Source organism: Paenibacillus sp. 1001270B_150601_E10 (assembly GCF_015558675.1).
Classification (GTDB): domain Bacteria; phylum Bacillota; class Bacilli; order Paenibacillales; family Paenibacillaceae; genus Paenibacillus_B.
Genome location: NZ_JADMOL010000003.1, coordinates 511,810 through 538,553, shown reverse-complemented (window position 1 = coordinate 538,553; position 26,744 = coordinate 511,810). Strand labels below are relative to the sequence as shown.

24 protein-coding genes are annotated in these 26,744 nt (G+C 42.8%); 22 read left to right on the top strand and 2 right to left on the bottom strand.

Translation table 11 applies throughout. The annotated features are described in order from the left end of the window. Positions 1-146: 146 nt before the first annotated feature. On the top strand, positions 147-503 hold the full coding sequence (locus I2H74_RS11030) for a nucleotide excision repair endonuclease (protein ID WP_195573988.1): 357 nt from the start codon (positions 147-149) through the stop codon (positions 501-503). A gap of 841 nt (positions 504-1,344) precedes the next feature. Then, positions 1,345-3,474, top strand: a complete 2,130-nt coding sequence (locus I2H74_RS11025; protein ID WP_195573987.1) for a diguanylate cyclase — start codon at positions 1,345-1,347, stop codon at positions 3,472-3,474. Positions 3,475-3,586: 112 nt separating this feature from the next. Here the strand turns inward: I2H74_RS11025 and I2H74_RS11020 are convergent, their stop codons facing one another. Further along, complete coding sequence (locus tag I2H74_RS11020) at positions 3,587-4,072, bottom strand: NTF2 fold immunity protein (RefSeq protein ID WP_195573986.1); 486 nt, start codon at positions 4,070-4,072, stop codon at positions 3,587-3,589. A gap of 386 nt (positions 4,073-4,458) precedes the next feature. Here I2H74_RS11020 and I2H74_RS11015 point away from each other — a divergent pair, with 386 nt between their 5' ends. The 6 genes from I2H74_RS11015 (at position 4,459) to I2H74_RS10990 (ending at position 10,838) form a co-directional block, all read left to right on the top strand. Next, positions 4,459-5,100: a TetR/AcrR family transcriptional regulator gene (locus tag I2H74_RS11015; protein WP_195573985.1), complete on the top strand. Its 642-nt coding sequence runs from the start codon at positions 4,459-4,461 to the stop codon at positions 5,098-5,100. A 13-nt stretch (positions 5,101-5,113) separates the two neighbouring features. Next, positions 5,114-7,426: an ABC transporter permease gene (locus I2H74_RS11010; RefSeq protein WP_195573984.1), complete on the top strand. Its 2,313-nt coding sequence runs from the start codon at positions 5,114-5,116 to the stop codon at positions 7,424-7,426. Positions 7,427-7,430: 4 nt separating this feature from the next. Next, positions 7,431-8,189, top strand: coding sequence for an ABC transporter ATP-binding protein (locus I2H74_RS11005; protein WP_195573983.1), 759 nt, complete (start codon positions 7,431-7,433; stop codon positions 8,187-8,189). 348 nt (positions 8,190-8,537) lie between these two features. Then, positions 8,538-9,374: a helix-turn-helix domain-containing protein gene (locus I2H74_RS11000; RefSeq protein ID WP_195573982.1), complete on the top strand. Its 837-nt coding sequence runs from the start codon at positions 8,538-8,540 to the stop codon at positions 9,372-9,374. A 78-nt stretch (positions 9,375-9,452) separates the two neighbouring features. Then, complete coding sequence (locus tag I2H74_RS10995) at positions 9,453-10,427, top strand: ABC transporter substrate-binding protein (protein WP_195573981.1); 975 nt, start codon at positions 9,453-9,455, stop codon at positions 10,425-10,427. Positions 10,428-10,499: 72 nt separating this feature from the next. Beyond that, the gene (locus I2H74_RS10990) at positions 10,500-10,838 is read left to right on the top strand and encodes a cupin domain-containing protein (protein WP_195573980.1); all 339 of its coding nucleotides are present in this window, start codon (positions 10,500-10,502) and stop codon (positions 10,836-10,838) included. 177 nt (positions 10,839-11,015) lie between these two features. Here the strand turns inward: I2H74_RS10990 and I2H74_RS10985 are convergent, their stop codons facing one another. After that, positions 11,016-11,681 (bottom strand): DUF4097 family beta strand repeat-containing protein, encoded by a 666-nt coding sequence (locus I2H74_RS10985; protein WP_195573979.1) that lies wholly within the window; start codon positions 11,679-11,681, stop codon positions 11,016-11,018. A 229-nt stretch (positions 11,682-11,910) separates the two neighbouring features. Between I2H74_RS10985 and I2H74_RS10980 the strand changes: the two genes are divergently transcribed. The 14 genes from I2H74_RS10980 to I2H74_RS10915 all read left to right on the top strand — a co-directional run bounded on the left by I2H74_RS10980 (position 11,911) and on the right by I2H74_RS10915 (position 26,703). Further along, a complete protein-coding gene (locus I2H74_RS10980) occupies positions 11,911-12,066 on the top strand; it encodes a hypothetical protein (protein ID WP_195573978.1) in 156 nt (51 codons plus the stop codon). Between the two features lie 28 nt (positions 12,067-12,094). Beyond that, a complete protein-coding gene (locus tag I2H74_RS10975) occupies positions 12,095-12,868 on the top strand; it encodes a MerR family transcriptional regulator (RefSeq protein ID WP_195573977.1) in 774 nt (257 codons plus the stop codon). After that, positions 12,862-13,521: a GAP family protein gene (locus tag I2H74_RS10970; RefSeq protein WP_420707442.1), complete on the top strand. Its 660-nt coding sequence runs from the start codon at positions 12,862-12,864 to the stop codon at positions 13,519-13,521. Before I2H74_RS10975 ends, I2H74_RS10970 begins: the two co-directional genes overlap by 7 nt. A gap of 64 nt (positions 13,522-13,585) precedes the next feature. Then, positions 13,586-14,029 (top strand): SMI1/KNR4 family protein, encoded by a 444-nt coding sequence (locus I2H74_RS10965; protein WP_195573975.1) that lies wholly within the window; start codon positions 13,586-13,588, stop codon positions 14,027-14,029. Positions 14,030-14,289: 260 nt separating this feature from the next. Beyond that, the gene (locus I2H74_RS10960) at positions 14,290-14,973 is read left to right on the top strand and encodes a response regulator transcription factor (protein ID WP_195573974.1); all 684 of its coding nucleotides are present in this window, start codon (positions 14,290-14,292) and stop codon (positions 14,971-14,973) included. Continuing rightward, the gene (locus I2H74_RS10955) at positions 14,974-15,975 is read left to right on the top strand and encodes a sensor histidine kinase (protein WP_195573973.1); all 1,002 of its coding nucleotides are present in this window, start codon (positions 14,974-14,976) and stop codon (positions 15,973-15,975) included. Between the two features lie 229 nt (positions 15,976-16,204). Next, on the top strand, positions 16,205-16,888 hold the full coding sequence (locus I2H74_RS10950; RefSeq protein WP_195573972.1) for an ABC transporter ATP-binding protein: 684 nt from the start codon (positions 16,205-16,207) through the stop codon (positions 16,886-16,888). Beyond that, positions 16,885-19,491 carry an ABC transporter permease gene (locus I2H74_RS10945; RefSeq protein WP_195573971.1) on the top strand — a complete coding sequence of 869 codons (2,607 nt, stop codon included), beginning with the start codon at positions 16,885-16,887 and terminating at the stop codon, positions 19,489-19,491. The genes I2H74_RS10950 and I2H74_RS10945 overlap by 4 nt, the downstream gene beginning before the upstream one ends. An 82-nt stretch (positions 19,492-19,573) precedes the next feature. Beyond that, on the top strand, positions 19,574-20,248 hold the full coding sequence (locus tag I2H74_RS10940; RefSeq protein WP_195573970.1) for a response regulator transcription factor: 675 nt from the start codon (positions 19,574-19,576) through the stop codon (positions 20,246-20,248). Then, a complete protein-coding gene (locus I2H74_RS10935; RefSeq protein WP_195573969.1) occupies positions 20,245-21,612 on the top strand; it encodes a sensor histidine kinase in 1,368 nt (455 codons plus the stop codon). The genes I2H74_RS10940 and I2H74_RS10935 overlap by 4 nt, the downstream gene beginning before the upstream one ends. 217 nt (positions 21,613-21,829) lie before the next feature. After that, positions 21,830-22,816: an alpha/beta fold hydrolase gene (locus I2H74_RS10930; RefSeq protein ID WP_420707441.1), complete on the top strand. Its 987-nt coding sequence runs from the start codon at positions 21,830-21,832 to the stop codon at positions 22,814-22,816. 142 nt (positions 22,817-22,958) lie between these two features. Beyond that, positions 22,959-23,666 carry a DNA alkylation repair protein gene (locus tag I2H74_RS10925; protein WP_195573967.1) on the top strand — a complete coding sequence of 236 codons (708 nt, stop codon included), beginning with the start codon at positions 22,959-22,961 and terminating at the stop codon, positions 23,664-23,666. 284 nt (positions 23,667-23,950) lie between these two features. After that, a complete protein-coding gene (locus tag I2H74_RS10920) occupies positions 23,951-25,756 on the top strand; it encodes a putative bifunctional diguanylate cyclase/phosphodiesterase (protein WP_195573966.1) in 1,806 nt (601 codons plus the stop codon). Positions 25,757-25,869: 113 nt separating this feature from the next. Continuing rightward, a complete protein-coding gene (locus I2H74_RS10915; protein WP_195573965.1) occupies positions 25,870-26,703 on the top strand; it encodes an SDR family NAD(P)-dependent oxidoreductase in 834 nt (277 codons plus the stop codon). The last annotated feature ends 41 nt before the right edge of the window (positions 26,704-26,744 follow it).

Below are 26,744 nucleotides of genomic sequence, written 5' to 3'. Positions count from 1 at the left end.
TTTTTTTCCTTGAAACTAAGTACCTTACCATCGAACTTCCTGCACGGAATAGACAGGTATGTCCATAATAGATAGAATATAACCTAGACTCGAGAACATGAGGCGAACCAGAAATAACAATGACACAGAAGAGAGAGTGAATGTTCATGATACAAATAACGATTCCAACACCGGATGTCACGATTTACAAACAAATGGCCCCTAAATTAAGCCATATATACGGGTTTACGGATTTCATTCTGATTCCTAGAGACAAAGCGGGGATCTTTATGTTCTACAATGATAAGGATGAACTCCTATTCGTCGGCAAGGCGCGGAAGCTAAGACCTCGGATCAAGAAACATTTCGAGGATACAGTGTCGGTCATCAAAGAGAATCGGGAGGAAGTGACCAAGATCGAGGTTTGTTTGGTCGAGGATCCCGTCCATAGAGAAATATACGAGACGTACATTATTAACGAATACAAGGCTAAGTACAATGTAGATAAGGTGTTATACAAATAATAGACAGAGCTCCTATCGCACAAGGAGCCATGAAATGATAAGATAACGCAAAAATGCCTTTAAACCGCTTAACGTGGATTAAAGGCATTTAATATATGTGCCGAGCTAAGAAGGGCATCCCGAATCCTTTGACCGAAACCGGCGGACCATAAAAACCTCCATCCATACTAAGGGCTGCCTTCACACGGGGTTAAGCTGATGAAGTGGCTTGACGATGCCGTGAATCAGGATAAATATGACTCCGTGGGAGAGCATTTTGTAGCACGATAGTTAAATCATCGAACTAGGCCGCCGATTATTTCGACGGCCTTCGTTACATTTGAAGACGGGTCAAAATGGATTGCTTCATTTTTTACATATAGAAATATACAAACGCTAGCTAAAAGGAATAAGCAACAGGAGAGTGATTTTTAGATCTACAACATAGATGTTTCGCTTTATAACAGAAATGGCTTTATTTATGAATATTGATGTGTATATTATGGTCAAACTGTACTTTTCGTTTAAATGCAGTACGGAAATTCTTATCATAAGTATGGCGAATTTTTGGGTGGAGGTAGTCCTAGATTGCTTGTAAGTAGTGGATGGGGAAGTAGTTAAAATATTTACAGGTTGGAATCTAGTCCCCATTAACGCTCAATGAAAATGTTGCTCTCCCCTACAGGTAAAACACTATAACACTTCCCAATTATTCATTATAATAGAGTGAATGAAGTGTCAATTTCTTCGCTCATAAAAGAGTTGGATAGCCACGGATCTAAGGTGATAACGAGGATAGCCAGGTTGCAACATTAATAATTTTTTTACAAAAGCTACAATTGAGAAACTAGGTGAAAATGAAATGTGGCTGGAGGAGTTAAACAAAGAACTGGGCAAGTTGAAGGATGATGAAAATTATATCATCAAAATATGTGAAAAAATAAGAGAAACTGAGCCTAAAGTTGCAATAGAAGCCTACGAAGCAGCTACTACATTTGTAAGAGAAAATAATATGGTGACCTGTGCTTACCCATGGATTCTTTATAATAAAGGTTGGTTATACTTTGATTCGACAGACTTTAAAACTGCGATCACCCTTTATGAAGAGGCTTATCAAATTTTTAAAGAAAATAACAATATAGATGGCCAATTGGCGACTAGCAGTGCATTCGTAAGTGGTTATTCGGTACAACAAAAACTTTCGAAAGCCATTGAGCATGGTATGCAGGGTATAGAACTGGCAGAAAAAGTGGGTAACTATGAACGACTAACTCAAATCAAAGGAAACCTGGCCGCTTTGTATATGGAAATCGATGAGTATGAAAAGGCGAAGGAGCTATTAGATCAGATTGTAAACACACCTCGTGTTTATAGTAATGCTTTTAAAGTGACTTGTTACATTAATCAAGCTGAATGTTGCAACCATTTGGACGATCTAGATCAGGCGATAGTGTATATAACAAAGGCGCTTGAGTTAGCAGAAGAATACACTCCCAAAATGGTGCCCAATGTGTTAAAAGAAATGGCTCATATTTACGCAACTAAAGGGTGCTACGTTACAGCAGAAGAATACTTCGTCAAGAGTGTAGAAATGGCGAAGGCGGGAGGAGCGCAACTGTATCTTCAAGATGCACTATTGTACTGGGCAGAGCTAGATTTGGTACAAGGTCGATATAAGGAGACTGTTGATAAGCTGCAACAAGTAGAAGAAGAGATAGAAAAGGCCAATTCTATAAGGAATTTGAATAAAGTGTATTTGAACATGAGCAAAGGTTTTAAAGGACAGGGCAATTATGAACAAGCCTATACGTATTTAGAAAAACATATGGAATTAGAAAAACAAATGCAGGCTATTCGCAGTGCTGAGAGTATGGAAATGCTGAATCGAAAAAGAGAAGAAGAAGAGGGGAAAATCTACAAGTTTCTCTATAATCAAGCTGAAGCATTAAATGGTGTGGGTCAGAATATCCTATCTAACTTGGACAAGGAAAGTATCTTTTATATTGTTGCCAAAGAAATACAGGATTTGATCCAAGCGGATATTATTCAAATTGGCATTTATAACGAAGAGGAAGGGGTCCTTAACAATGAGTTGTCTATCGAAAAGGGACAACGGTTGGTCATAGGGCCTATGTCTATAGTAGAAGACAGCTTTTGGGCATATAGTGTCAAGCACAAGCAGGATATCTTTATCAAGGATATCGAAAAGGAATATAGCCGCTATTTTGAGGATTTTAAGGAATACTTAGATAAGGTAAGGAAGAAAAAGGAGTATGTAATAGAGACAATACCTTATTCCCTTATATTTGTACCTATTATTATGAAAGATAAGGTAATAGGGGTGATAAGTACGCAAGCTTACAAGAAAAACGCTTTTAACTTAAAAGACTTGAGTACATTAAAGACCCTATCTAATTATCTAGGGATTGGGTTAGAGAATGCTAGACTATATACGGAAGTTGAATTTGCATCTAAGTATGATATGTTAACCAAAGTCTTTAACCGAAAAGAGTTATTTAAAGAAACTACCCAAATGTACGAGCAACTTAAAGAAAGCAAGAACGCAAATAGAACACTATGTATCCTGATGATTGATGTGGATAATTTTAAGAGAATAAATGATGCTTACGGTCACCAAGAAGGTGATAGGGCGCTAGAGCGCGTGGCAGAACTGATTCAAGCTAGTATAGGAGAAAAGGATAGGGTAGGCAGATATGGCGGAGAAGAGTTTATGGTGGGAATTCCCGATGAAACGTTGAAGCAATGTATTCAAAAAGCAGAGATTATCCGAAAAAATGTGGAGAAGGCAGTTATAACATCAGTTCTAGGGATACCTATTCCTATTACCGTAAGTATAGGGGGAGCCAACCTAAATACAAAGAAATATACCTTAGAGCAAATGATTAATTACGCTGATAAAGAATTATTCAAAGCTAAAAACTCAGGAAAGAATAATGTATTTGTATATCATCAAGAAGGTACAGGCGTTTAGATAGGGGATGTCCCAAAAGCACGGAGATGTCTTGGGGCATCCCCTCTAGGTATAAGTCACAACTATTATATATGTATAAAAGCTAGTACCATTTTATCACTTCTTTTGTCATTTATCTCGTTCCAAACATCAAAAGAAGCTGTCCATTTTCTTTTGCAAGGGCAATGTAAATGACCCCGCCAAGACTTCCCGGAGGAAGAGTTCCTTCGATAATCCAAGCTTCTGCAATAGGGTTATAGCTGATAGCGAAGGGAGATTCCTCTAAAATATAAGAATAGTACTCCGCTAAATAAGTGAAGATTGCCGTTGCAACTGCATGTTCATTTGTAAGCTCACCAAAAGCAGTTTCATTTCCAAACCGATGTTGTTGGAGTAGAGTGTCGCGATCGGCGAAATAGAGTTCAAACCTTCCATATAAATTCTCATCATCCAAATCGCGTTCTACAAAGCCATATTCGATGACTTTTTTCTTTTGATGAACGTTGTGTTTGCTCTTTTTCTTATAGTCTACCTGTACGGTGATTTGATTGATTCGGAGCTGGTTACGTTCTTCCTCCTGCTCCGCTATTATTTTCTCCCAAGCATCCATAAAGCTCATTCTAATCACCCTCAAAGAAACGTAATTGGGTTTGCTTGTTATTGTTGTACATACAAGAATTGGTCTATATTACAATTATATAATAATTTTGAAGCCGACTCTATCGTCTACAAGGTGTAGAGAGGGAATGCAATCCATGTATGAACGATGCTTTAGCTAGAATATAATGGTCCGATCTGAAAATAAGGGATTTTCGTGGGGGGAATAGATCCGCAATTTTCATCGGACAATGCCGTTGCTGCCATCGCATCGATGAATCTGTCCGCTTAATTTAGCAATTGTACTGGCGGATTCATGTTTTACTTTAAATTTACTTGATCATTCGCTAATAACTATGTTACCATCTAATCGACCGATAGTCGGTCTATACGATAGGAGATGCAAAAATGAGAGTCGTAAAAGAAGCAGATGAACGCAGGAACGAGATACTTGATGTGGCGGACGAGCTTTTCGCTCAGAAAGGCTTTGACGGCACAAGCACAAACGATATTCTTGAGAAGGTCGGAATTGCGCGGGGAACGTTATATTATCACTTCAAATCGAAGGAGGAAATTCTAGATTCGCTCATAGAGCGGTATAATGTCCGTCTTTTATGCGCAGCCCAGGAAGTGGCTTCTGATAAGAGCATCCCCATAGTCGAGCGGATTATCCGTGTTGTTATGGCGCTGAACATTAGCGGCGGAAGCAGCGAGGAGATTATGGATCACATTCATAAGCCGCAAAACGCACTGATGCATCAAAAAATACAAAAGGTCATTATTAATGGCGTTCCGCCGATATTGACGGGAATCATCCTTGAAGGCATTGAGCAAGGAATGTTTAATACCCCGTTCCCGTATGAATGCATGGAAATGGTTGTGATCTATGCGGCTACTGTTTTTGATGATGACATGATTACGATGACGAACGAGGAACGCTTTTCACGAATGGTTGCTTTTATAAGCAATGTAGAAAGGCTGCTTGGCGCTGAAAGCGGCAGTCTAATGGAAACCTTGAAGATGTTTGGAGTAGAGGATGAAGAGGCTTGAACAGGGGTGACTTATGTATTACAGAATAATCCGCAATGATTTTTCTAAAAGCAAGCTGATCACGTTGACCACCATGATATTTGTTGCTGCTGCAGCTATGCTTGTTTCACTTGCGGCGATTCTTACTGTGAATCTATCAGGCGCGATAGATACGCTTATGAAGCGGGCGGAAACTCCGCATTTTTTGCAGATGCATACTGGGGAAATAGATACGTCAAGGTTGACGGAATTTGCCCAAAAGAACAGTTCTGTCGATAAATTTCAAGTCTTGGAGTTTCTCAATATTGATGGCGCGCAGATCAAATTAGGCGATAGCTCGCTGGCAGATAATGTTCAAGATAATGGATTCAGCGTCCAAAGTGAAAAGTTCGACTTTCTTCTTAATCTTGATGGAAGCGTCATAAGCGTATCCGACGGCGAGCTCTATGTGCCCGTTCATTATATGAACGATGCTAAGCTCGGCGACAAGGCCGTAATAGGTGGCAAGGAATTGACAATTGCGGGATTTCTGCGCGATTCGCAAATGAATTCTATGCTGTCCTCCTCCAAGCGGTTTCTTGTTAGTGCAAATGATTATGCAGAAATGAAAAGCCTAGGAAGCACTGAGTATTTGATCGAATTCAGATTAAAGGATTTATCTGCGTTAGGGGCATTCGAAGCAGCCTATACCGCTGCAGGACTTGAAGCGAACGGACCAACGATAACCTTTCCGCTGTTCAAAATGCTTAACGCTATTTCTGACGGAATGATGATTGGGGTCATTTTGCTGGTAAGCGTGCTGGTCGTTGCGATCGCTTTTATGTGCATACGTTTCACGCTCCTTGCGAAAATTGAAGACGATTATCGTGAAATTGGCGTAATGAAGGCAATAGGGCTGCGTGTTTCTGACATTAAAAAGATGTATATCGTGAAATACGCCGTGATTGCGGCGGCAGGCAGTATAGCAGGCTTTTTACTTTCATTTCTTATGAAAGGTATGCTTCTCGAAAATATTCGGCTTTATATGGGGGAAAGAGACCATTCTTCTTTTACGTCACTTTTCGGAATGCTCGGTGTATTGCTAATATTTGTTGCCATCATTGCCTACGTAAGTGGAGTGCTTAGGCGGTTTAGCAAAATATCCGCTGCTGAAGCTATACGCTTTGGCGTTTCACCGGAGAAAACAGCGGGAGCAAAGTATTTGCGTTTAAGTGGGAATAGGCTGCTTAATACGAATGTTTTTCTGGGAATAAAAGATGTTCTCGCTAGGAAAAAGCTTTACGCTACTATGATGTTGGTATTAATACTTTCATCATTCATTATGATTGTTCCGCAAAACCTGTATACCACGATTTCCTCAAAAAACTTTATCGAATATATGGGGATTGGAAGCTATGATATGCGCATTGATCTTCAGCAGACTGATCGTATGCCCGAAAAAGCCGCTGAAATCATACAGCGTATGAAAAGCGACAGTTCCATTTCAAAGTATGCTGTACTTACAACAAAAACGTTCAGAGTAAAGGCGGAGAATGCCACGCAAAAAAGTATTAAAGTTGAGCTTGGCGATCATTCAGTGTTCCCTATAGCCTATTCACATGGCAGAGCACCCGCTGCAGAAAATGAAATCGCGCTGTCAACGTTGAACGCAGATGAGCTGGGCAAAACGACCGGTGAGAACCTTACTCTTTTAATCGACGGGGAGGAAAAAGATTTCTCGGTAAGCGGTATTTATTCCGACATCACGAACGGCGGCAAAACCGCAAAAGCTGTTTTTAACGACAACTCGGCAAATATGCTGTGGTTCGTTATTTGCGCGGAGCTTGCGAATAAAGCGCTTGTTGACGAAAAAACGGCTGAGTATGCGGACAGATTTGCTTTTGCAAAGGTTTCAGACATTGAGCAATTTATTTCGCAGACGTTCGGCTCGACAATAGACTCTGTCAAAAAGGCTTCCTATGCCGCTATTGCTGTTGCGCTGATCATATCGGTATTAGTTAGTTTATTGTTCATGAAAATGCTTGTTGCTAAGGACAGATATTCAATAGCTGTTTTGAAGGCATTCGGTTTTAGAAATGCGGATATTAATGCGCAATATATTTCACGCTCGATATTCGTTCTCATTATCGGTATTGTACTCGGCACGCTTCTGGCAAACACGCTTGGAGAAATGCTTGCGGGCAAAGTCATCTCCTCCTTTGGCGCTTCGACGTTTAAGTTTGCGGTTAATCCACTTTCGGCGTATGTGCTTTGTCCGCTGATGCTAATAGGCTCAGTGCTTATCGCAACCATAATCGGCACATCGGGGGCGGGTCAAGTCAAAATATCCGAACATATGAAGGAGTAGGCACATGAAGAAGATAATTATCGGTGATCGGATCGTGAAATCTTTTGGGGAAGGCAGTGACAAGCGCAATATCCTCGACGGTGTGAACGTTGAAATAAATGAGGGTGAGTTCGTTGCGGTTATGGGACCCTCCGGCTCAGGGAAATCGACGCTGATGTTGGCACTAAGCGGGGCAGATAGCATTAATGGCGGAAAGGTTGTTTTTGATGGTAGGGATTTATCAACAATCGGAGAAAATGAGCTTGCGGATATACGCAGAACTAAAATCGGATTTGTTTTTCAACAGCCGACCATGCTGAAAAATTTGAATATCCTTGATAACATTATTCTTCCTTCGATACGGGATAACAGAAAAAACGTTACAAAGATAACAGAAAAAGCAAGAGCGCTTATGAAAAGGACAGGGATTGCTGAGCTTGAAAAACGTGATATTACGCAGGTATCGGGAGGCCAGTTGCAGCGTGCAGGATTATGCAGGGCGCTTATGAACAGCCCGGCAATCATTTTCGGAGATGAGCCTACAGGTGCGCTCAATTCAAAATCTGCGCAAGAAATTATGGACATATTAGGGGAGATCAATACGGACGGTACAGCAGTTATTCTTGTCACTCATGACGCCAAGGTTGCCGCACGGGCAGAGCGTATTATGTTTATGCGTGACGGAACAATTGTGAGTGATTTGAAGCTTCCAAGGTTTGACGGGATGAATATGAATGGCAGGATTGAGAAGGTTTCGTTGAAAATGAGGGAAGTAGGCATATAGAAAGTGTACGAAATATATATTTTTATAGGGAAATCATACATATGCTTGAGCAAATTAAGGAACTAGGCATAAAGATTTGTCTATCTCCGCTAAAATGCCGAAGTGAAATCTCCGAGCGATTCTCGGGCACTAGACTGAAGGACCCTAACGGCGGTCACGCCCCTATCTTTAAAAATATTCTAACCTGATGCCGCTTCCCGGCTGTTTGAACATTAACCGGGAGCGGTCTTTTTGTTGCTTAGATGTATTGACAATGATTATTATTATCAATAATGTGAACATAGACGAGAATCCTCTGGTCCTCTTTCAAGATGATCGGCAAACTACTATAGAAATGAGGTATGCAACGTGAAAATAGACGTGAATCAGCTAGCAGAGCATTTTGCGCGCATTCCTTTTCAAGTAGAAGGAATATACCGATATGCTAGACATCCAGGTGTGCCTCACGCTGACTATACAGATACTGTTCCCGGATTTGTATTTCCCCTTACCGGAAAGGTGCAATTTCAATTTAATGACACGCCTTATATCCTTATGCCAGGTAAAGTGGTGCATGGGGGAGCCAAAATGAAACTAGCTCAAAAAATGTTTGGCAACACGGACTGGGAATACATTCTTGTCTTATACCGGATATGCAGCTCGGAACTTGAAGAGACAAGCTTATCTCATCAGCATTTTGAATTATTAACGGGACAATCTCCTCGTCTTATCGAGCTCATTAAGCGTCTTTGGCAAGTATATAATCAGCGTGGAGGCATATCGAGATTTCAGACCGAGATGCTGTTTCGCGATGTACTGAATGAAGCTTTATTATGTGTAGTTAATAGGCAGAACAGCTGTGAATCCCATACTTTATTCGAACGGGTATCGAGTTATATTCATGAATATTATGATCAAAGCCTATCAATAGAATCACTTGCAGAACAAAATAATGTGAATCGAAATCGGCTTTCTTATGTATTTAGAAGACATGCAGGTATGGGGCCGGCGGAATATGTATTGAAATATCGTATAAATATAGCGCAAGAAATGCTATTTACAAGTGATGCGCCTGTACAGCAAATTGCACAAACGGTGGGAATTGCTGATCCCTATTATTTTAGTAGAGTGTTCAAGAAACAGCTTGGTATTTCTCCTACTCAATATCGAGAGCAGTTCATGAATAATCCATGTGAATTTCAATAGGCATCCATTCTAATCGAAATTCGACTTTACTATACTAGTGGCAAACGAAAGAAAACATATTGTTGGAGGAATTTCGTCATGCCAAAAATGAAGGGCCTGCTAATCGCAATACTATTGCTAGCAGGCATGCTAGCAGGTTGTAATGGAAAGCCTGCTGAACATAAAGGGTCAACGACAAAAGGTGCAACTGCATCAGCAGCCATTGTAGAAGCGGAGTGGCCAAGAACATTTAAGGATGCTCTAGGCAAAGAAATTATTATCCAGAAAAAACCAAATAAAATAGCCTCGCTATGGTATTTTTACCCCGAAATCTTAGTTGCATTAGGCGAGTCGCCCGCTGCTTCTACTGAAAAAGAGTATCTGTCATCTTTATCTTACTTAAAGGGAAAGCTGGATTCAGCTGAAGAATTAGGGGATAAGGTGTCTCCTAGTATTGAAAACATTCTATCTATTGAGCCGGATTATATTTTGGCAACGGAATATCATGACAAGAATTACGATTCACTAGAAAAAATTGCGCCCGTCATCACGTTAAATACCAAGGATATCTACGAAGATTGGCAATATGGACTCCGCACCATAGCCAAGATCATTGGCAAAGAAGATGAAGCCGAAAAAGTAATTGATAACATGATGCACGAAATTACGACTGGGCGAGAAGCGCTACAATCAATTCAGGGAGAGTCAGTAGCCCTTATCATTTCTTGGGATGGAAAAACGTTTAATGTGCTAGGTGAAGGAAATCCTGTCTACACCCTTGCGTTTGATAAGGAAAAGGGACTAGGGCTTACACCAGACGATTCCTTTACAGGCACTAATAATGAATTTACTGCGTTTGAAGGACTGTCAACGGTTCAAGCAGATCATGTTTTCCTTATTGGTGACATTACAAAACAGGAAACTTTAATGAATGAACTTAAACAAAGTAAGGTATGGAATAATCTAAATGCCGTAAAGAAAGACCATATCTATGTAATGGATACGTCCGCGATTACAGGTGGCCCATTAGCGATCGATTACGCTTTGCAGAATATAACAAACGCTCTGCGCTAGTTCATAAAACCCCAGAAACATTCTATTGAACACAAATGGCATTCTGAAGGTCGAAAATGAGGAGGGACTACGATGGATTACCAAACGATTAATTTGAGTGAGAAGCTGTCTCAATTCAACGAGCTCTGGTCTCCGAAAGTTGTTGGCGAAATTCACAACTTTCAATTCAAGCTGGTTAAGATTGAAGGGGATTTCATGTGGCATGAGCATCAGGGGGCCGATAAAGTATTTATGGTGATCGAAGGAGAGATGTTCATTGCATTTCGTGATGGTCAGGTCAAGATTTCCAAGGGCGAGATGTTTATTGTCCCGGGAGGTGCCGACCACAAGCCTTTCGCCGAAAAGGAATGCCATATCATGCTGGTCGAGCCTAAAAGTGTAGCAGACACTGGAGGTACAGATTCCGAATAAGCAGCTGCCAGTGTTACTCGAATCTAATGCTTGTTACTAGTAAGAACTCTACTGGACAATGAACTCTTGTTCCCAATTAAAAACACCTTCAGGGTTGTTGCCATATCTTACGACATGGCTGCATGCTCTTGAAGGTGTTTTAATTATTCACAGAATGTGGTTCGATTGGTCCCTTTTTTATTGGATCGTTATATTTCCAGAAGTTGTTTGGAGCTGCACATTAAATCTGCCGTCCCCCGTTTGTCCTTGTGTCTTTCTGTTGCTCTGTTGACGATGATCCAAAGGAATAGCGATAGACTGTCTTCCACTACCAGATTGCAAAAACCACTGTACATTGGGGTCTTTGTCTTCAAGATTAAAAAGTAGGTTGCCACTTTTGACAGAAACATTGATGTCACTGTTTATTTCTAAATACTCAAGGGATACATTTCCGCTGCTTCCTTTAATATCGAGTTGAGGTGCGTTCAGATTGTTTATCTTTACGTTGCCGGAAGAACCCTCAATGGTGACTATTCCCTCATAGTTGTTCGGAATTCGGATGAGTAGCTTAGGCATTTTTCCGATATTAAATATACGCTTGATATCACTCTTAAGCCGAATTTTGATTTTTTGATTCCCTTCATCAATAACGACTCCTGGTCCATTATGCTTCATAAGCAAGGTAGCTTCAAGTGACTCAATATCCGCTGATTCTACTTCTAATGTTGTGCTGCCATGGTCAATATGGAGGAGATCGATGTCGGCGAGTGAAATGGTTTGCAGTTCGGCTTTTTCCCCATGATTGCTGCAGGCGCTCAGAAAAAGCAAACCCACTAATAGAAGATAAACACAGTATTTATTCATTTTATTACCTCTCAATCATTGTATGGTGAACATGATTATATAAGGTTACGTTACGTCAGCATCAAGCCATTTTTTAAAACAGTTATGAAAGAAATAAATCATAATATATACACTTGAAAGTGACGTAACGTCATTTCGTATAATGGAGCCAATGATTTAAGCTCCTCATGCGTTAAGTCCACTCATCCGGTGGAAGGGGAGGAGAAATTACACCAAGGGGCTGTTCGATATGAAACAAGGAGATATCATCATTTATGCATGTGTCATTATAGGAGCAGGGATTGGGCTTATGCTGGATCAAGCATTTCCAGGCGTATTAGTTGGTCTAGGATTAGGATATTTAATCAAACACAGTATCTATAAAGACAAAGATCATGAAAGTTAATGTTCTCTATCAATGGAGGTGAATGTGCATGATTCATATCAAAGAAGTAGCGAAACAAACGAACATCACGGTTAGGACACTAAGGTACTATGATCAGATCGGATTATTGACAGCCACTTCCAAAACAGAAGGGGGGCATCGTTTATATTCGGATGAGGATATGAAAAAGCTTCAACAGATTCAATTTTTAAAAGGAATGGGCTACCGTTTGCAAGATATTAAAGATATGCTGTTAGATACTAAATGGAATTGGCCGATTAGTTTGAAAAGCCAGCTGGTGTATATCATTGAAGAGCAAGAAAGGTTAAGGAGTATAGAGTTATCTCTAAGAGAATTGATAAATAGTATTGCAGTAGAAGGTGGAGATGACCATCTAGCCGTACAGAAACTCATCCAATTATCGAATCAAAATAAAACAAGATTGCAAACCTTCAGAGAGAATATGTTTAATGACAAAGAACTTGAGCTGTGGACAAGGCTTCCCAAAATGAGGGGTGAGGATCCTGATTCTCTGGAATGGATTGCTCTGCTGGGTCAGATAAAACGACATATGCGGGATGATCCTGCATCATTAAGAGTGCAGAACATCATCCGGCGCATGCTTGAAAAACAAATGGATGAATTCGAAGGTGAAGATGAGTTTATCAATAAATTATGGGATATAAGGAAATCACCAAGTCAATCGGAGAAGCTTGGACTTTACCCCATAGAAAAAGAAGTTCTAGATTTCATGGAGCGAGCCTATGAAATTTACATCACTTCCGTGCACCAATCTTCCACCCAGCAAGGAGGAATATCGTGAGTGCTGAATTGCTTCTTACTGTAGGGGGATTAGCCGTATTAGATATGCTTAGTCCTGCAACTTTGGGAGTCACGGTTTATTTGTTATTAACGGAAAAAGAGCGGTTGGGTTCACGCTTAATGATCTATTTATTCACCGTCGCAGCATTTTATTTTATAGTAGGTGTTGCGTTTATGTTAGGCTTAGATGTTTTGCTTGCTGTTTTCTCCTCCATCCTTCAAAATCGGATTGTAAGTTGGATGATGATGATCGTTGGAGTGCTGCTTTTTATAGCCAGTTTCTACTATCCTAAGAGTAAAAAATCTGATTTGCCAAGACCGAAGTCAAAAAGTAAAGCATCCATGATTGCGCTTGGGTTCACGACGTCCATCATTGAAGTGGGGCTAGCCTTTCCTTATTTTGCAGCGATAGGCCTTATGTCTACCTCACATTTAGCCGTTTATCAGTGGCTCCCCATTTTAGCTGGTTATAATTTGATGATGGTACTTCCGCCATTCATCGTGTTTACCTTGCATTTATGGTTAGGGCGTGTCATGCAAAGACCATTGGAAAGGCTTCGAATCAAGCTTTCAAAGAATTCGGGATCGGCTATTTCATGGATGATGAGTATTGTGGGGCTGATTTTAATTTTTAATAGTTTGGACTATCTATAGCATGACGATGAACCAACAAACGACGTTATTCGAAATCAGTATTGGCAGGGAAGGGGATCAATCTATGAAAGCTGCGTTAATGGAGAGGTTAAAGAATTTCCTTCATCGCGAGGATAATCGCTCATTAGTAGGCATTCCAGCGAGTCAAGAGGAAATCGCTAAGGCAGAGCAGCGGCTGAATGTAGAATTTCATGACGACTATGTACATTTTATTAGGGCGTTTGGTGGAGCGTATGCAGGTCTTGCGATACATGCATTCTGTAATGGTTCCAGTCTCGGAAAGGAAACGGTTGTCGATCTGACACTTGAGTTCCGCGAACAATTCAAGGGACTTCCCTTTGCAGAGGTGTTACAAGCCAGTTATGTTATTTCTATGGATGGGTCCGGTGATCCGATTATCATCAATCAGGCAGGACAGGTTTGCATCTGTTATCACGATACCGGAGAAATCAAGTTATTAGCGGACTCATTCGAGGCGCTGATCGAGGACAATTTCTATGAATGGTGATGCTCCATACGAAGGTTTATCGGGAATCATCAAATGTTATATAGGATAGGATTAAATACCCCAGAGCTCGGTACCAGGACATATTTTAATAAATGAATGAAGGAGTTGCTGCGGCAGCTCCTTTCGCTTGTTCGAGGATAGGCTTAGGCCCTTTAAGCTGAACCGCATCTTAAGTACGGTGAAACCTGATGAATAAATTTGGTATAATGTCGACACGAAGAAGAGGCGTGAATTTACCCTAAGGTAAGGATGATCAGCATATGAAAATATTATTAGTCGAAGATGACAAGACGATCGCGTCGGGTCTGGAATATTCGCTGCAGCAGGATGGTTATGCAACGGTTCTGTGCCATGATGTCACCTCAGCCAGAAAGGTGCTTGCCGAAGACATCGATCAATTCGTGTTATGCTTGTTTGATTTACAGCTTCCGGACGGAAGCGGCTATGAATTGTGCAAGATGGTGAAAGAGCGGCGAGACATTCCGGTCATCTTCCTAACGGTGATCGAAGACGAGGTCAACGTCGTGATGGGGCTCGACATGGGAGCCGACGATTACATTACCAAACCGTTTCGGGTTCGTGAGCTTCTCTCCCGGATCAAGACCGTCCTGCGGAGATATCAGAAGCCTTCCCACACCAGAGCGATCATCGACATCGACCATGTCCGAATCCATACGCTGGAAGGCAAAGTGCATAAGAACGGCACCGAAATTCCATTGACCGCCTTGGAATACCGCTTATTATTGATCTTCGGCAACCACGTTGGACAAGTCCTTACAAGGAATCAGCTCTTGGAGCAAATTTGGGACGTAGCCGGCGAATTCGTGAACGATAATACGTTAACGGTGTATATCAAAAGGCTGAGGGAAAAGCTGGAGGATGATCCATCACATCCGACCTTGATCAAAACGGTACGCGGCTTAGGCTATAAGGTTGGTGATTAAATGCTGCGCAATCGAGAAATCCAACGATTACTGCTTGTCATGGGCTCGATCAGCTTAACGGCGATCATCGTCGCTGCTTTCATTTCGCGTGACACGGTAACGATCGTTTTCATTCTATCTATTCTGCTTATTGGCAGCAGCTTGTTATTCACGAGATGGAGATATCGCGAGCTAGCGAAGCTGTCTGTCTATTTGCGCGAAATCAGCAACGGTAATGATTCCCTTGACGTTCGCGATAATCAAGAGGGCGAACTTAGTATTTTGAAGAATGATATTTACAAAGTGACGCTTATGCTATCGGAGCACCGGTCGCTTCTACAGCGGGATAAAGTTCAATTGACGGATGCTATATCCGACATTTCACATCAGCTCAAAACGCCGCTCACCTCGATGACAGTGATGGCGGATTTGTTAAGCGCCCCTGACCTGCCTCCGGATAAAAGAACGGAGTTCACCCATCATATTCGCATCCAGCTTGAACGGATTGATTGGCTTGTTTCTTCCTTATTAAAGCTATCGAAAATGGACGCGAAAACCATCCCATTCAAGAAAGATCGAATCCTTTTAAAAAAGCTTATCCATAAGGCAATAGAGCCGGTTATGATTCCGATGGATATTAAGGGACAAACGCTGTCCATCGCTGGCGATGACGACGTCTCTTTTGTTGGCGACTTCAATTGGACGGCTGAAGCGATCATCAATATTTTGAAAAACGGTGTGGAGCATACGCCTGAAGGCGGAACTATCGCCATCACATTTTCCGAAAACGCGTTATTTACAGAAATCGTCATTGCTGACCATGGAAAAGGCATTCCGAAAGAAGATTTGCCTTATATTTTTAAACGTTTCTACAAAGGAAAGAATGCTAGCGAAGGGAGCATCGGCATAGGGCTTGCAATGGCTCACAGCATTGTTGCCAGCCAGAATGGCGTGATCGATGTGACAAGCGATAGCGAAAAGGGGACGCAGTTCCGGATTAAATTGTATAAGCACGTCATTTAACGCACGTCGTAAGTGACTGAATTGTCACCTCCATCGTCACTGGAAAGTCATTTTAGACAGATAAAATGATATTCATCAGGTGAACGATGGAGGTAAGACCATGCAATTGAAGCAGCACCGAAAGATGATGTTGGCGATAACCATAGAGGGGAATGAAACCCTATGGGATGTTGGATTTAGAGAGATGGTATATACCTGGAATTGAGCAATTAGGGAAGGAGGTAACGTCATGGAAATTTTGAAAATCGAGCATCTATCTAAAATATACGGCAAAGGCGAATCGGCAGTGAAGGCACTCGACGATGTTTCTTTCTCGGTTCAAAAAGGCGAGTTCGTCGCAATTATTGGTCCGTCCGGATCGGGGAAATCAACGCTCCTTCATATGCTGGGTGGCGTAGATCGGCCGACTGGCGGTAAAGTTTATGTTCAGGATACGGACATGTATGCCTTGAACGAAACGCAGCTAGCCATCTTCAGACGCAGACAAATCGGCCTGATCTATCAGTTTTTCAATCTAATCCCCGTCCTGACGGTGGAAGAGAATATTACGCTGCCGCTCTTGCTAGATAAACAAAAGGTAGATCAAAAGCAATTGGATGGCCTTGTGAATACGTTGAATTTGCAGCATCGACTAAACCATCTGCCGAATCAGTTATCCGGTGGACAACAGCAACGGGTCTCGATCGGAAGAGCGCTCATCGGCAACCCTGCGATCATGCTGGCAGACGAACCGACAGGGAATTTGGACAGCAAGAATAGCAGCGAGATTGTCGACCTATTAAAAATGCTGAATAAAACCTATCAACAGACGTTGATTGTCATTACGCACGACGAACGAATTGCCTTGCAAGCCGATAGAATCATTTCGATTGAAGATGGGAGGATTGCCAAAGACGAGGTGATCCGCCGATGAATATTGTCAATAAACTAACGATAAGGCATTTGAAACAGAACAAAAGACGGACGCTTGTTACTATTATTGGCGTCATTATATCCGTTGCGATGGTAATGGCTGTTGCAACTCTTGGCATCTCTTTTATGGATGTATTGCAAAGACAGTCGATCACAGACAACGGAAAATGGCATGTTCTTTATAAAGATGTGAACAAAGCTCAGCTTGAAGCGGTTAAAGCAGATGAAGCAACACAAACGGTAGTAATCTCAAGGGATCGAGGCTACGCTTCTTTAGAGGGGGGACGCAATCCCAATAAGCCCTATTTATTTATCAGGGAGTATAATACACAAGGCTTTGAACTGTTTCCAATTGAACTAAGTCAGGGAAGATTTCCGCAAGCAAGCAATGAGATCGTTATTTCGGAGGAAATTGCAAAGAGTGCTAAAGTGGATTACAAGATTGGTGATTCTTTCACACTTAAGGTTGGTGAGAGATTTTCAGAAGACAAAGAGGATATACAGCGAGCACTTACACAGAATGATCCCTTGCGATACGGGGATAATCAGAATGCGGAAATCTTAAAGAATACCTGGTCAGCAAGTTACACGGTAGTAGGCGTCATCAAGCGTCCAGCATGGGAACAGACCTGGGCTCCTGGTTATACCATCCTATCTTATTTTGATGAAAGTATGATTGGTGCTAATGACAAGGTAAATGCAGCGGTTGTCTTAAACAAAGTCAAAAGTACCTTATATACGCATGCTGGAGATTTAGCTAAGGCCAATACAATTGATCCAGAGTCTGTTGCATTTAACAATAATTTATTGCGTTATTACGGTATAACGAATAATGATGGCTTGCGTAGCACGCTTTATTCCTTGACTGCAATCATTATGATGGTCATTGTTATTGGCTCCGTTTCGTTGATCTACAATGCATTTGCGATTTCCGTTTCGGAACGTTCACGACATTTAGGTATGCTTTCAAGTGTGGGGGCGACCAGAAGGCAGAAGCGAAACTCGGTATTTTTTGAGGGAATGGTCATCGGTGTGATCTCTATTCCTATTGGAATCATCAGTGGCCTTGTAGGAATTGGCATCACCTTTATGTTCATGAATGCCATGATTCAAGGGGCATTATGGACCAATGAAAAGCTGAAGCTTATTGTCACGCCGCTATCGATCTTAATTACTTGTCTTGTGTCGATGCTGACGATTTTCATTTCGACGTATTTCCCTGCGATCAAGGCATCCAAGGTATCCGCAATGGACGCGATTCGCCAGACTGCCGACGTTAAGCTTACCGTCAAAGCTGTAAAAACGTCGAAGTTCATTCGCAAACTATTCGGCCTCGAAGCGGAAATCGGATTAAAAAACTTAAAAAGAAACAAACGGAGATACCATGCCATCGTTTTTTCGCTCGTTATCAGCATCGTTTTGTATATGACAGTATCGTACTTTACAGCCGGCATGACACAATCGCTGGAACTGTCACGGCAAGGCGTCAATTATGATATTGAAGTATCGTACAGCAATGGAAAGAGAATAGACGATCATTTGATGCAAGCGATAGTATCTCTGAGTGACGTCACGGCGTACAACGTAATTCAAGAGTTCTATATGAACGCTTGGGTCGATGAAGCGTTCATTGCCGATGAATTGCAAGAGAGGGTTCAGAAGGATAAGGGTTTACTTCAAGATGGGAAGTATCCTTACGACATTAAGATTCATGCTTTAGACGATTCGAGTCTTCAAGCCTACGCTAAAGCTGTTGGCGCAGATTACGAACAGCTTACGGATCCAGATCGACCGGCTGCAATTGTGATGGATAGGATTCATTACAAAGATAAGGATACCGGAAAGTATGTCCAGACAAAGGCCATCTTTACGAATGTCGGTCAACGTATGGAGCTAACCCATTCCTATAAAGAGAATGACGAAAAAACGAAAGATAATAAAGTGATCATTGCCGCGTTAACGGATCAAGCTCCTATGGGGATGAACTCGACAGGAGTAGGCGGGTTGAATATGATCATGTCGGAGCGGGTTATGAATCTACTGGCAGACGATAAGGACCTGATTAACGCTTCAACGTACCTCCATTTGAAAAGCACGGAACCGATGAGAACGCAGCAGGAGATCGAGGAGTTGTATGAGATCAATCTGAATGTCAACAATGTCTATCATTCCAGAAGAAGCGAAGAACAACAGATTGTATTGATGTCTGTCTTTTCTTACGGTTTTATCCTATTAATTTCTGCGATTTCCATTGCGAATATTTTTAATACCATCTCGACGGGCTTAGCTCTTCGCAAAAGGGAATTCGCAATGCTGAAATCCGTCGGCATGACACCAAAAGGCTTTTCGAAAATGATGAACTATGAAAATATTTTTTATGGGATCAAGTCTTTGTTGTTTGGACTACCTGTTAGTCTCGCGGTGATGGTTTTGATCTATAACGCATTTTCAAACAAATTTAGCTATGGGTTCACCCTTCCTTGGATGAGCATTCTGTCTGTCATTGTCGCCGTATTTGTCATAGTCGGCTCTGCGATTGCTTATTCCGGTGCGAAAGTAAAAAAGGAAAACATTATCGATGCATTAAAACAAGAAAATATATGATTGGGAATTAGAATGAAAATATGATTCTCTATCTGCATGATGGAACAAGACTATTCAGTATAACAAAGAAAAGAGGATAGAGATGCCTACGATACTGGTTGCTGATGATGATGCGAATATTCGCGAACTTGTCTGTTTATTTCTACGCAACGACGGCTTCACCACAGTCGAAGCTGCGGACGGTAAGGAAGCACTGAACGTCTACGCCTCAACACACGTTGATCTTGTCGTGCTCGATATTATGATGCCAATTATGGATGGCTGGACGTTATGCAAGGAGCTCAGAAAAGCAAATCCTGATCTCCCTTTGCTTATGCTCACTGCGAAGGGCGAAACATGGGAGAAAGTGAAGGGTTTTGAGCTCGGGACGGATGATTATTTGACGAAGCCCTTCGATCCGTTGGAGCTCACGGTTCGAGTGAAGGCGCTGCTGAAGCGATACCGGATTGGCTCGACACAGACGATTCAGTTAGGAAGCGTCACTCTTGATCGTCAGAGCTATAAGGTCACAAGAGGGGCAGATTCAATCACACTGCCTCTGAAGGAGTTTGAGTTGCTGTACAAGCTTGCTGGAACACCTGGACAAGTCTATACGCGTGAGCAGCTAATCGATCAGATCTGGGGAATTGATTACGCTGGAGACAACCGAACAATAGACGTTCATATTAAGCGCCTGCGCGAACGGTTCGCGAATGCGCCGGACTTCCGTATCGAGACGGTGCGAGGGCTTGGCTATCGGCTTGAGGCTGACGAATGATCAGATCCTTATATACACGAGTCGTCCTGATATTTCTGGTCTCGGTTATTGGGGGCACGCTCATTTCTTTTTTCGTATCGATATGGATGTATAAAGATAAACTGAATGAGAACGTGCAGCTCCCTTTGCTGTACTTCGGGCAAGACGTTGCCCGGGTATATGAGACACTTCCGCTGCGAGAAGCGGACAAGTTTGTAAGTGAAATGAGTCAGCTCAAATCCTATCATATCCGGATATACGATGAAACAGGCCAGTTTCACTCCTATGGATCGCTTAATGGACACAAACCTGCTACCGTGACGATGGAGCTCGTGAGACAGGTGCTGGGCGGAGAAGTGGTTCAAGTTAATCGGGCAGGTGTTACTGTTACTCTATTAGGATTGTCATTTACAACGGAGACAGGTACGAAAGCGATGTTTATCGAACCGATCGACCTCCCTTCCGCTCCTTTTATCATAAAGTGGGTATGGAATTTTACCATCTATTCACTGGCTGCAGGAAGCCTATTGATTCTAGGTGCTGCGATATTCCTAGTCAAGCCGATTCAAAAGCTGACAAAAGCGACGAAGCGAATTGCAGGCGGTGACTTCAACGTCAAGCTGAACATTAAGCAGAAGGGCGAGCTGGGTGATTTGGCGAAAAGCTTTGAAGACATGACGCATGATCTGCAGCAGCTGGAGCAGATGCGAAGAGAATTTGTATCGAATGTGTCTCACGAGATTCAGTCGCCGCTTACCTCGATATCTGGCTATGCTATGGCGCTCAAGCAAGTAGACCTTGCTGACTCAGAGCGAGGCCGTTATCTCGACATTATCATCGCTGAAGCAGATCGGATATCCAAGATGAGCGATAGCCTGCTTAAGCTCAGTTTGCTTGAATCGCAGTCACAGCAACTGCGGATGGACACGTTCAGCCTTGATGAACAGATCAGGCGGGTCATCGTTGCCATCCAGCCGCAATGGTCGGCTCGCAACATTCGCTTCGAACTTGACTTGAGGACTGTTCGAGTAAAGGCCGATTATGATTTACTAAGTCAGATCTGGACGAACATCATCGGCAACAGCATCAAATTTTCTGAGAATGACAGCGTGATTCACATCAGCATCAAGCAGGATGTTAAAAACGCGACAGTCCGTATATCCGACACAGGCATTGGGATTTCGCTCGAAGACCAGAAACGTATCTTCGAGCGATTCTTCAAAGCCGATCGCTCCCATAGCAGAAAGTATGGCGGAAGTGGTATGGGTCTTGCCATCGTGAAACAAATCATATCGCTTCATCAAGGCGATATCCGAGTCGAAAGCGAACTCGGCCGGGGAACGACCTTCATTGTCACCCTTCCCATTACAACGCCGACAGCCTAATGAGCGGGTAGTTGTGCGATTCGTTTGAACAATGGCAATCCTTGAATTTTCTATTTGGTGATACACTGTTCAATCTACTCCTGTGCATGCGGCACGGCAGCTTTTTTACTTGTTCATACTCCGTTCATATGAACGTCATAGGGAGTCCATCTTCGTCATATATGCTTTCCTTAGCAGTCGATAAAGACAGCTAGAAAGCTGGCGAAGATAGGAGATGATGCGAGTGGAACAAAGAGAAGCAATAAATAGGGGTATGAGTCCGAAAATGAAAAAAACCCTTCGTGTGGTACTTATAGCCGCAGCAGGCTTAGTTGTCGCCATCGGGCTTTTTCTTGTCATCGTGTTTATTGTAAATATGATTAGCACCCAATCAGAGCAAGCAAAAATTGAGCCTTATGGTCAGTTGGTATCTGTAGACGGGAAAAAGATGAATGTTGCGATTCAAGGAAATGGCGAGGAAACCGTTGTACTATTACCTGGTTATGGAACAGCGGCACCAGCCCTAGACTTTAAGTTGTTAGTGGATGAGTTATCTCCCTATTATAAAGTTGTCGCGATCGAGCCCTTCGGTTATGGATTGAGCGATGACACCGAAAAAGAGCGGACCACGGAGAATATTGTAAGAGAAATCCATGATGCCTTACAGCAGCTTCAGATTGATCGCTATATCTTGATGGGGCATTCCATTGCAGGCCTTTACGGCATCGACTATGTGAACCAATATCCGAATGAAGTGCGTGCATTTATTGGTATTGATAGCAGTGTCCCGACACAGCCCGGCATGGATGTGGAGTTCCCACTTAAGACATTTGAGTTTCTCAAAAAATCGGGTCTTCTCAGATTGGGCATTAACGTAAGCGGCGACCCTTACGCTGCCTTACCCTTTGATGAACATACAAAAGAGCAAATGATCATGCTGATGAAACAAAACGCGAACAATGATACGATGTTGAACGAAATGAAACATATTTCTACTAATTTCAAAGAAGCGCAGCATCTAACATTCCCTAACAATCTTCCTGTTCTTTTATTTATTGAAGACAGTAATACAAGTGTTGCAGGGTGGGAAGCCTTGCATGAGGAGCAGGTAAAAGATGCTGAGTACGGGAAAGTCATAAAGCTGGAGGGAGATCATTATCTTCATCATACGCAATCCAAGGCCATAGCAGAAAGCTTTAGAGCATTTATGCAAGAATTAAAATAAGCTAATATTGATTGCCGAATACGAATGGTTGTTGAATGAAGCGGTCTTGATCCAGACTTATTGGATTGAGGCCGCTTTATGATATATTCAAATAAAGACGAGCTAAGTTTTAACTACTTGATGATAAGAAGGAGTGCAAATCATGAATCTCGAAATGGTGATGCAAGAGCTTGCGGCGCTCGGCAAGGAGCGCACTAAGAAGATATACCTATCTAATGGCGCGCACGAGCCGCTGTTTGGTGTGGCAACAGGGCAGATGAAGCCCATTTACAGGAAAATAAAACGCAATCAGCCATTAGCGGAGGAGCTCTACGCAACGGGAAATTACGATGCGATGTACTTTGCCGGGGTGATTGCGGATCCTAAGGCAATGACAGCAGATGACTTTGAACGGTGGATCGATCAAGCTTATTTTTATATGCTCTCCGACTATGTGGTCGCTGTTACTTTGGCAGAGACGGATATTGGACAAGAGGTTGCTGATAAGTGGATTGCTAGCAATATCGAGCTTAGAATGTCGGCTGGCTGGAGCTGCTATTGCTGGATGCTAGGGAATCGCCCTGACAGTGAATTTTCTGAAGAAAAAATAGCAGGGATGTTGGAACTCGTTAAACATACGATTCACGATGCTCCTGACCGTGCGAAGCACGCGATGAATACTTTTATATATACGGTTGGAGTATCCTATCAGCCCCTTCATGATAAAGCGGTCGAGATCGCGAAGGAAGTAGGTCCGGTGGAGGTCAATCGTGATACCGGTAAAAGCAAGTTCTTGGATGCATCCGTTAATATTCAAAAAGCAGTGGAAAAAGGACAACTTGGCTTCAAACGGAAATACGTGAGATGCTAGTCGTAAAATGTTGAATAGGATACTTCATGAGGCTGTCGATACATGACAGTCTTATTTGCATTGAAGAAAGAAGGCTATCATGAAGCGCTGGGCAAACATTTTCCAAAATACAGGGAAAAATAGATGGACTCCGGACAAACGTTCACTATAATGGAAATAACAGACAAACAGAACCGTTGGACTGGATAAGAATATGAACTAGCAATAGTAAGAAAAAGAGTGTGATCTATATGGAATGTTGTTAATAATCATAAACTTATAATATCTGAACGAGGTGTCGAACAATGAAATTGCCGCAGGTTTGGAAGAAGCGCCTTATGCATATCACGCCGAATGTAGTCATCTTGTTCGCAGCAATCTCTCTTTCCATGAATATGATCAGATCCGTTAGCAGTTCGCAAGGTCTCACTCTTAGTCTTATTTTCGCTGGCTTCATCTTTGCCTCGATACTTATTCGACCGCTCTCGCTCAAATACGTGCTGGCCGCTATTGCTTTTTTCGCATTCTTCAATGCGCTTCCGGATTTATCGTTTGATAAGTTGGTCAGCGTCATGTATTTATCGCTGATTCTTCTCGCTTTTCTACTGCCGTCACCCTTACCGATATTCCTAGCCGCAGGATATTTCCTTTATTTCATTCCATCTTATTCGCCCGAAGAGCCGATGGAGATGATTCGCACGATAATGATCGGCATCATCGTAAATACGATCCTCTATTCACTACTGGCATTCTACTTACGGAACTTAAAGCAAGAGAATGCGGTCAATGTGGAGTTAAATGCAAAACTCAACCAAGCGTTAGGCAAGCTGGAGCATATCGCTTACTACGATACGCTCACCAAATTGCCAAACCGTGAATTGCTCATGGAACGGATGTTTGAGGAGTTGACCAAAGAAGCAAAGACGGCCGTTCTGTTCCTCGACCTCGATCACTTTAAGAATGTTAATGACATGATGGGCCACAACGCGGGAGACCGGATGCTGCAGGATGTCGCCAGCCTTCTGAGCGACACAGTAGGCCATTCGTGTTTTATTTCCCGCTATGCGGGGGACGAATTTGTACTGCTAATGCGCTACCAGCAGCAGGATGAAATCGAAGCGTTGGTGGAGCAGCTCATTCATGCATTCCGGACACCGTTTCTGATCGATCATAAGCAGATCTATGCGACGCTGAGCGTTGGCATCAGCCTGTATCCCGAAGATTCACGCGATGCTGACACGCTAATCCAGTATGCAGATAAGGCGATGTACAGCGTCAAGAGTGGTGATAAAAATGGATTTCGTTTTTTTTCCGCCATCAAGAGTGAGGAACTGCTGCGTCAAGTCAAGCTAGAGAACGATCTCAGGAGTGCAGTGAGTAGGAGAGAATTAGCTGTCCACTATCAGCCATTGGTGGAGATGAGCACCGGGAGAATTCGAGGTTTGGAGGCGCTGCTGCGCTGGACGCATCCAGAGCTGGGACCAGTCTCGCCATCCGTATTCATCCCGTTGGCTGAGCAGACCGGAGTCATTGTCGAGCTGGGTGAATGGGTTCTTAACGAGGCATGCGGGCAGGTTCGGGCTTGGCAGCTTTCTGGAAATCCCGATCTGACGTTAGCTGTGAACATTTCGATCCGCCAGTTTAGGTCGCCTAAGTTTGCTTCGAAGGTGATAAGTATTTTGGAAAATACAGATTTCGAACCTGCGCTATTGGAGCTGGAGATTACAGAAAGTCTGGTGCAGAACTTGAATGAATCGGTCATGATTCTTGGCGAACTCAAGCGCCAAGGCATAAAAATCTCGATCGACGACTTCGGAACGGGTTACTCCTCGCTCAGCGTCTTGCGGCACCTGCCTGTGGATCTCCTGAAGATTGATCGTTCGTTTACGCAGGAAATGACAACCGCTATCCCTGCTGCTTCGATCGTCAAGCTTATCATCGATATCGGTCACAGTATGAATCTACAAGTCATCTGCGAAGGCATCGAGAACCTGCAGGAGTTTAAAATGCTCCAGCAATACGGCTGCGAGATTGGGCAAGGTTTTTACTTTCATCGTCCATCCTCTCCAGAAGAGATCGAAACTCTACTTCGCCGCAGGACTCCTGCTTGAGTTTCAAATATTCCGACAACAATTCGCGTTAGCCATTATTGTGTTGCAAATTAGAGCGATTATACTAACGGGTTCTAATTCTACAAAATAACGATCTATTGGGAGTGTGTATAATGGAAACCTTGATCCGGGTAGCGATAGTCACGGGCGGCGCATCTGGGATTGGCAGAGCAATTTGCACCCAGTTGGCGGGTAAGCGCGTATTTGTCGTAGTTGCCGACATCGATGAAATGGGCGGCAAACAGACGGTTAGCATTATTGAAAAAGAAGGTGGCAGAGCGCGATTTGTAAGACTGGATGTTACGAATGCTGCTCAGGTAAACGCAATGGTCAACAACGTATATAAAGAATTTGGACGATTGGACTATATGTTTAATAATGCGGGGATCGCAATGTATGGAGAGTTGTATGATATGTCGTTAGAGCATTGGGAGAGAATCGTCAACATCAATCTTTGGGGTGTCATACACGGTACTCAGGCAGCTTATCCATTAATGAAGAAGCAAGGTTTCGGTTCTATTGCCAATACGGCATCTGCAGCAGGGCTTGGCCCGTCACCAACTGCGGCAGCTTACGCGACAACCAAGCACGCTATTGTCGGGTTGACTACCTCTCTGCATTACGAAGCAGAAACGTTCGGAGTCAAGGTATGCGCGCTATGTCCCACGTTCGTGAATACGCCGATCTTCTCTAATGGCGAAGGGATCAACATGGACAAAGCGAAAATATCCGCACAATTGCAGCAGAAGAAAATGATGAGTCCCGAGCAGTTTGCACGTATTGCGTTAAAAGGACTTGATCGAAACCAGTTGATTGTATGCCCAATGCCGCTGCGGCGGACAATGGATATTTTCTTTATTCTTTTCCCGGCCATTCATCGGAGGCTAATCAGGTTCTTCCGCAATGCAGCACGCCAAGCGAACGTAAGCCATACTAAGCAAACTTAATAGAATCATGTGAACCGAGATACCCGATAAGCTGAATCTAA

What these genes read in the sequence shown, in the direction of transcription:
- I2H74_RS11030 (WP_195573988.1), top strand. Translation starts at nt 147, where the DNA reads ATGATACAAATAACGATTCCAACACCGGATGTCACGATTTACAAACAA.
- I2H74_RS11025 (WP_195573987.1), top strand. Translation starts at nt 1,345, where the DNA reads ATGTGGCTGGAGGAGTTAAACAAAGAACTGGGCAAGTTGAAGGATGAT.
- I2H74_RS11020 (WP_195573986.1), bottom strand. Translation starts at nt 4,072, where the DNA reads ATGAGCTTTATGGATGCTTGGGAGAAAATAATAGCGGAGCAGGAGGAA.
- I2H74_RS11015 (WP_195573985.1), top strand. Translation starts at nt 4,459, where the DNA reads ATGAGAGTCGTAAAAGAAGCAGATGAACGCAGGAACGAGATACTTGAT.
- I2H74_RS11010 (WP_195573984.1), top strand. Translation starts at nt 5,114, where the DNA reads ATGTATTACAGAATAATCCGCAATGATTTTTCTAAAAGCAAGCTGATC.
- I2H74_RS11005 (WP_195573983.1), top strand. Translation starts at nt 7,431, where the DNA reads ATGAAGAAGATAATTATCGGTGATCGGATCGTGAAATCTTTTGGGGAA.
- I2H74_RS10995 (WP_195573981.1), top strand. Translation starts at nt 9,453, where the DNA reads ATGCCAAAAATGAAGGGCCTGCTAATCGCAATACTATTGCTAGCAGGC.
- I2H74_RS10990 (WP_195573980.1), top strand. Translation starts at nt 10,500, where the DNA reads ATGGATTACCAAACGATTAATTTGAGTGAGAAGCTGTCTCAATTCAAC.
- I2H74_RS10985 (WP_195573979.1), bottom strand. Translation starts at nt 11,681, where the DNA reads ATGAATAAATACTGTGTTTATCTTCTATTAGTGGGTTTGCTTTTTCTG.
- I2H74_RS10980 (WP_195573978.1), top strand. Translation starts at nt 11,911, where the DNA reads ATGAAACAAGGAGATATCATCATTTATGCATGTGTCATTATAGGAGCA.
- I2H74_RS10975 (WP_195573977.1), top strand. Translation starts at nt 12,095, where the DNA reads ATGATTCATATCAAAGAAGTAGCGAAACAAACGAACATCACGGTTAGG.
- I2H74_RS10965 (WP_195573975.1), top strand. Translation starts at nt 13,586, where the DNA reads ATGAAAGCTGCGTTAATGGAGAGGTTAAAGAATTTCCTTCATCGCGAG.
- I2H74_RS10960 (WP_195573974.1), top strand. Translation starts at nt 14,290, where the DNA reads ATGAAAATATTATTAGTCGAAGATGACAAGACGATCGCGTCGGGTCTG.
- I2H74_RS10955 (WP_195573973.1), top strand. Translation starts at nt 14,974, where the DNA reads ATGCTGCGCAATCGAGAAATCCAACGATTACTGCTTGTCATGGGCTCG.
- I2H74_RS10950 (WP_195573972.1), top strand. Translation starts at nt 16,205, where the DNA reads ATGGAAATTTTGAAAATCGAGCATCTATCTAAAATATACGGCAAAGGC.
- I2H74_RS10945 (WP_195573971.1), top strand. Translation starts at nt 16,885, where the DNA reads ATGAATATTGTCAATAAACTAACGATAAGGCATTTGAAACAGAACAAA.
- I2H74_RS10940 (WP_195573970.1), top strand. Translation starts at nt 19,574, where the DNA reads ATGCCTACGATACTGGTTGCTGATGATGATGCGAATATTCGCGAACTT.
- I2H74_RS10935 (WP_195573969.1), top strand. Translation starts at nt 20,245, where the DNA reads ATGATCAGATCCTTATATACACGAGTCGTCCTGATATTTCTGGTCTCG.
- I2H74_RS10930 (WP_420707441.1), top strand. Translation starts at nt 21,830, where the DNA reads ATGCGAGTGGAACAAAGAGAAGCAATAAATAGGGGTATGAGTCCGAAA.
- I2H74_RS10925 (WP_195573967.1), top strand. Translation starts at nt 22,959, where the DNA reads ATGAATCTCGAAATGGTGATGCAAGAGCTTGCGGCGCTCGGCAAGGAG.
- I2H74_RS10920 (WP_195573966.1), top strand. Translation starts at nt 23,951, where the DNA reads ATGAAATTGCCGCAGGTTTGGAAGAAGCGCCTTATGCATATCACGCCG.
- I2H74_RS10915 (WP_195573965.1), top strand. Translation starts at nt 25,870, where the DNA reads ATGGAAACCTTGATCCGGGTAGCGATAGTCACGGGCGGCGCATCTGGG.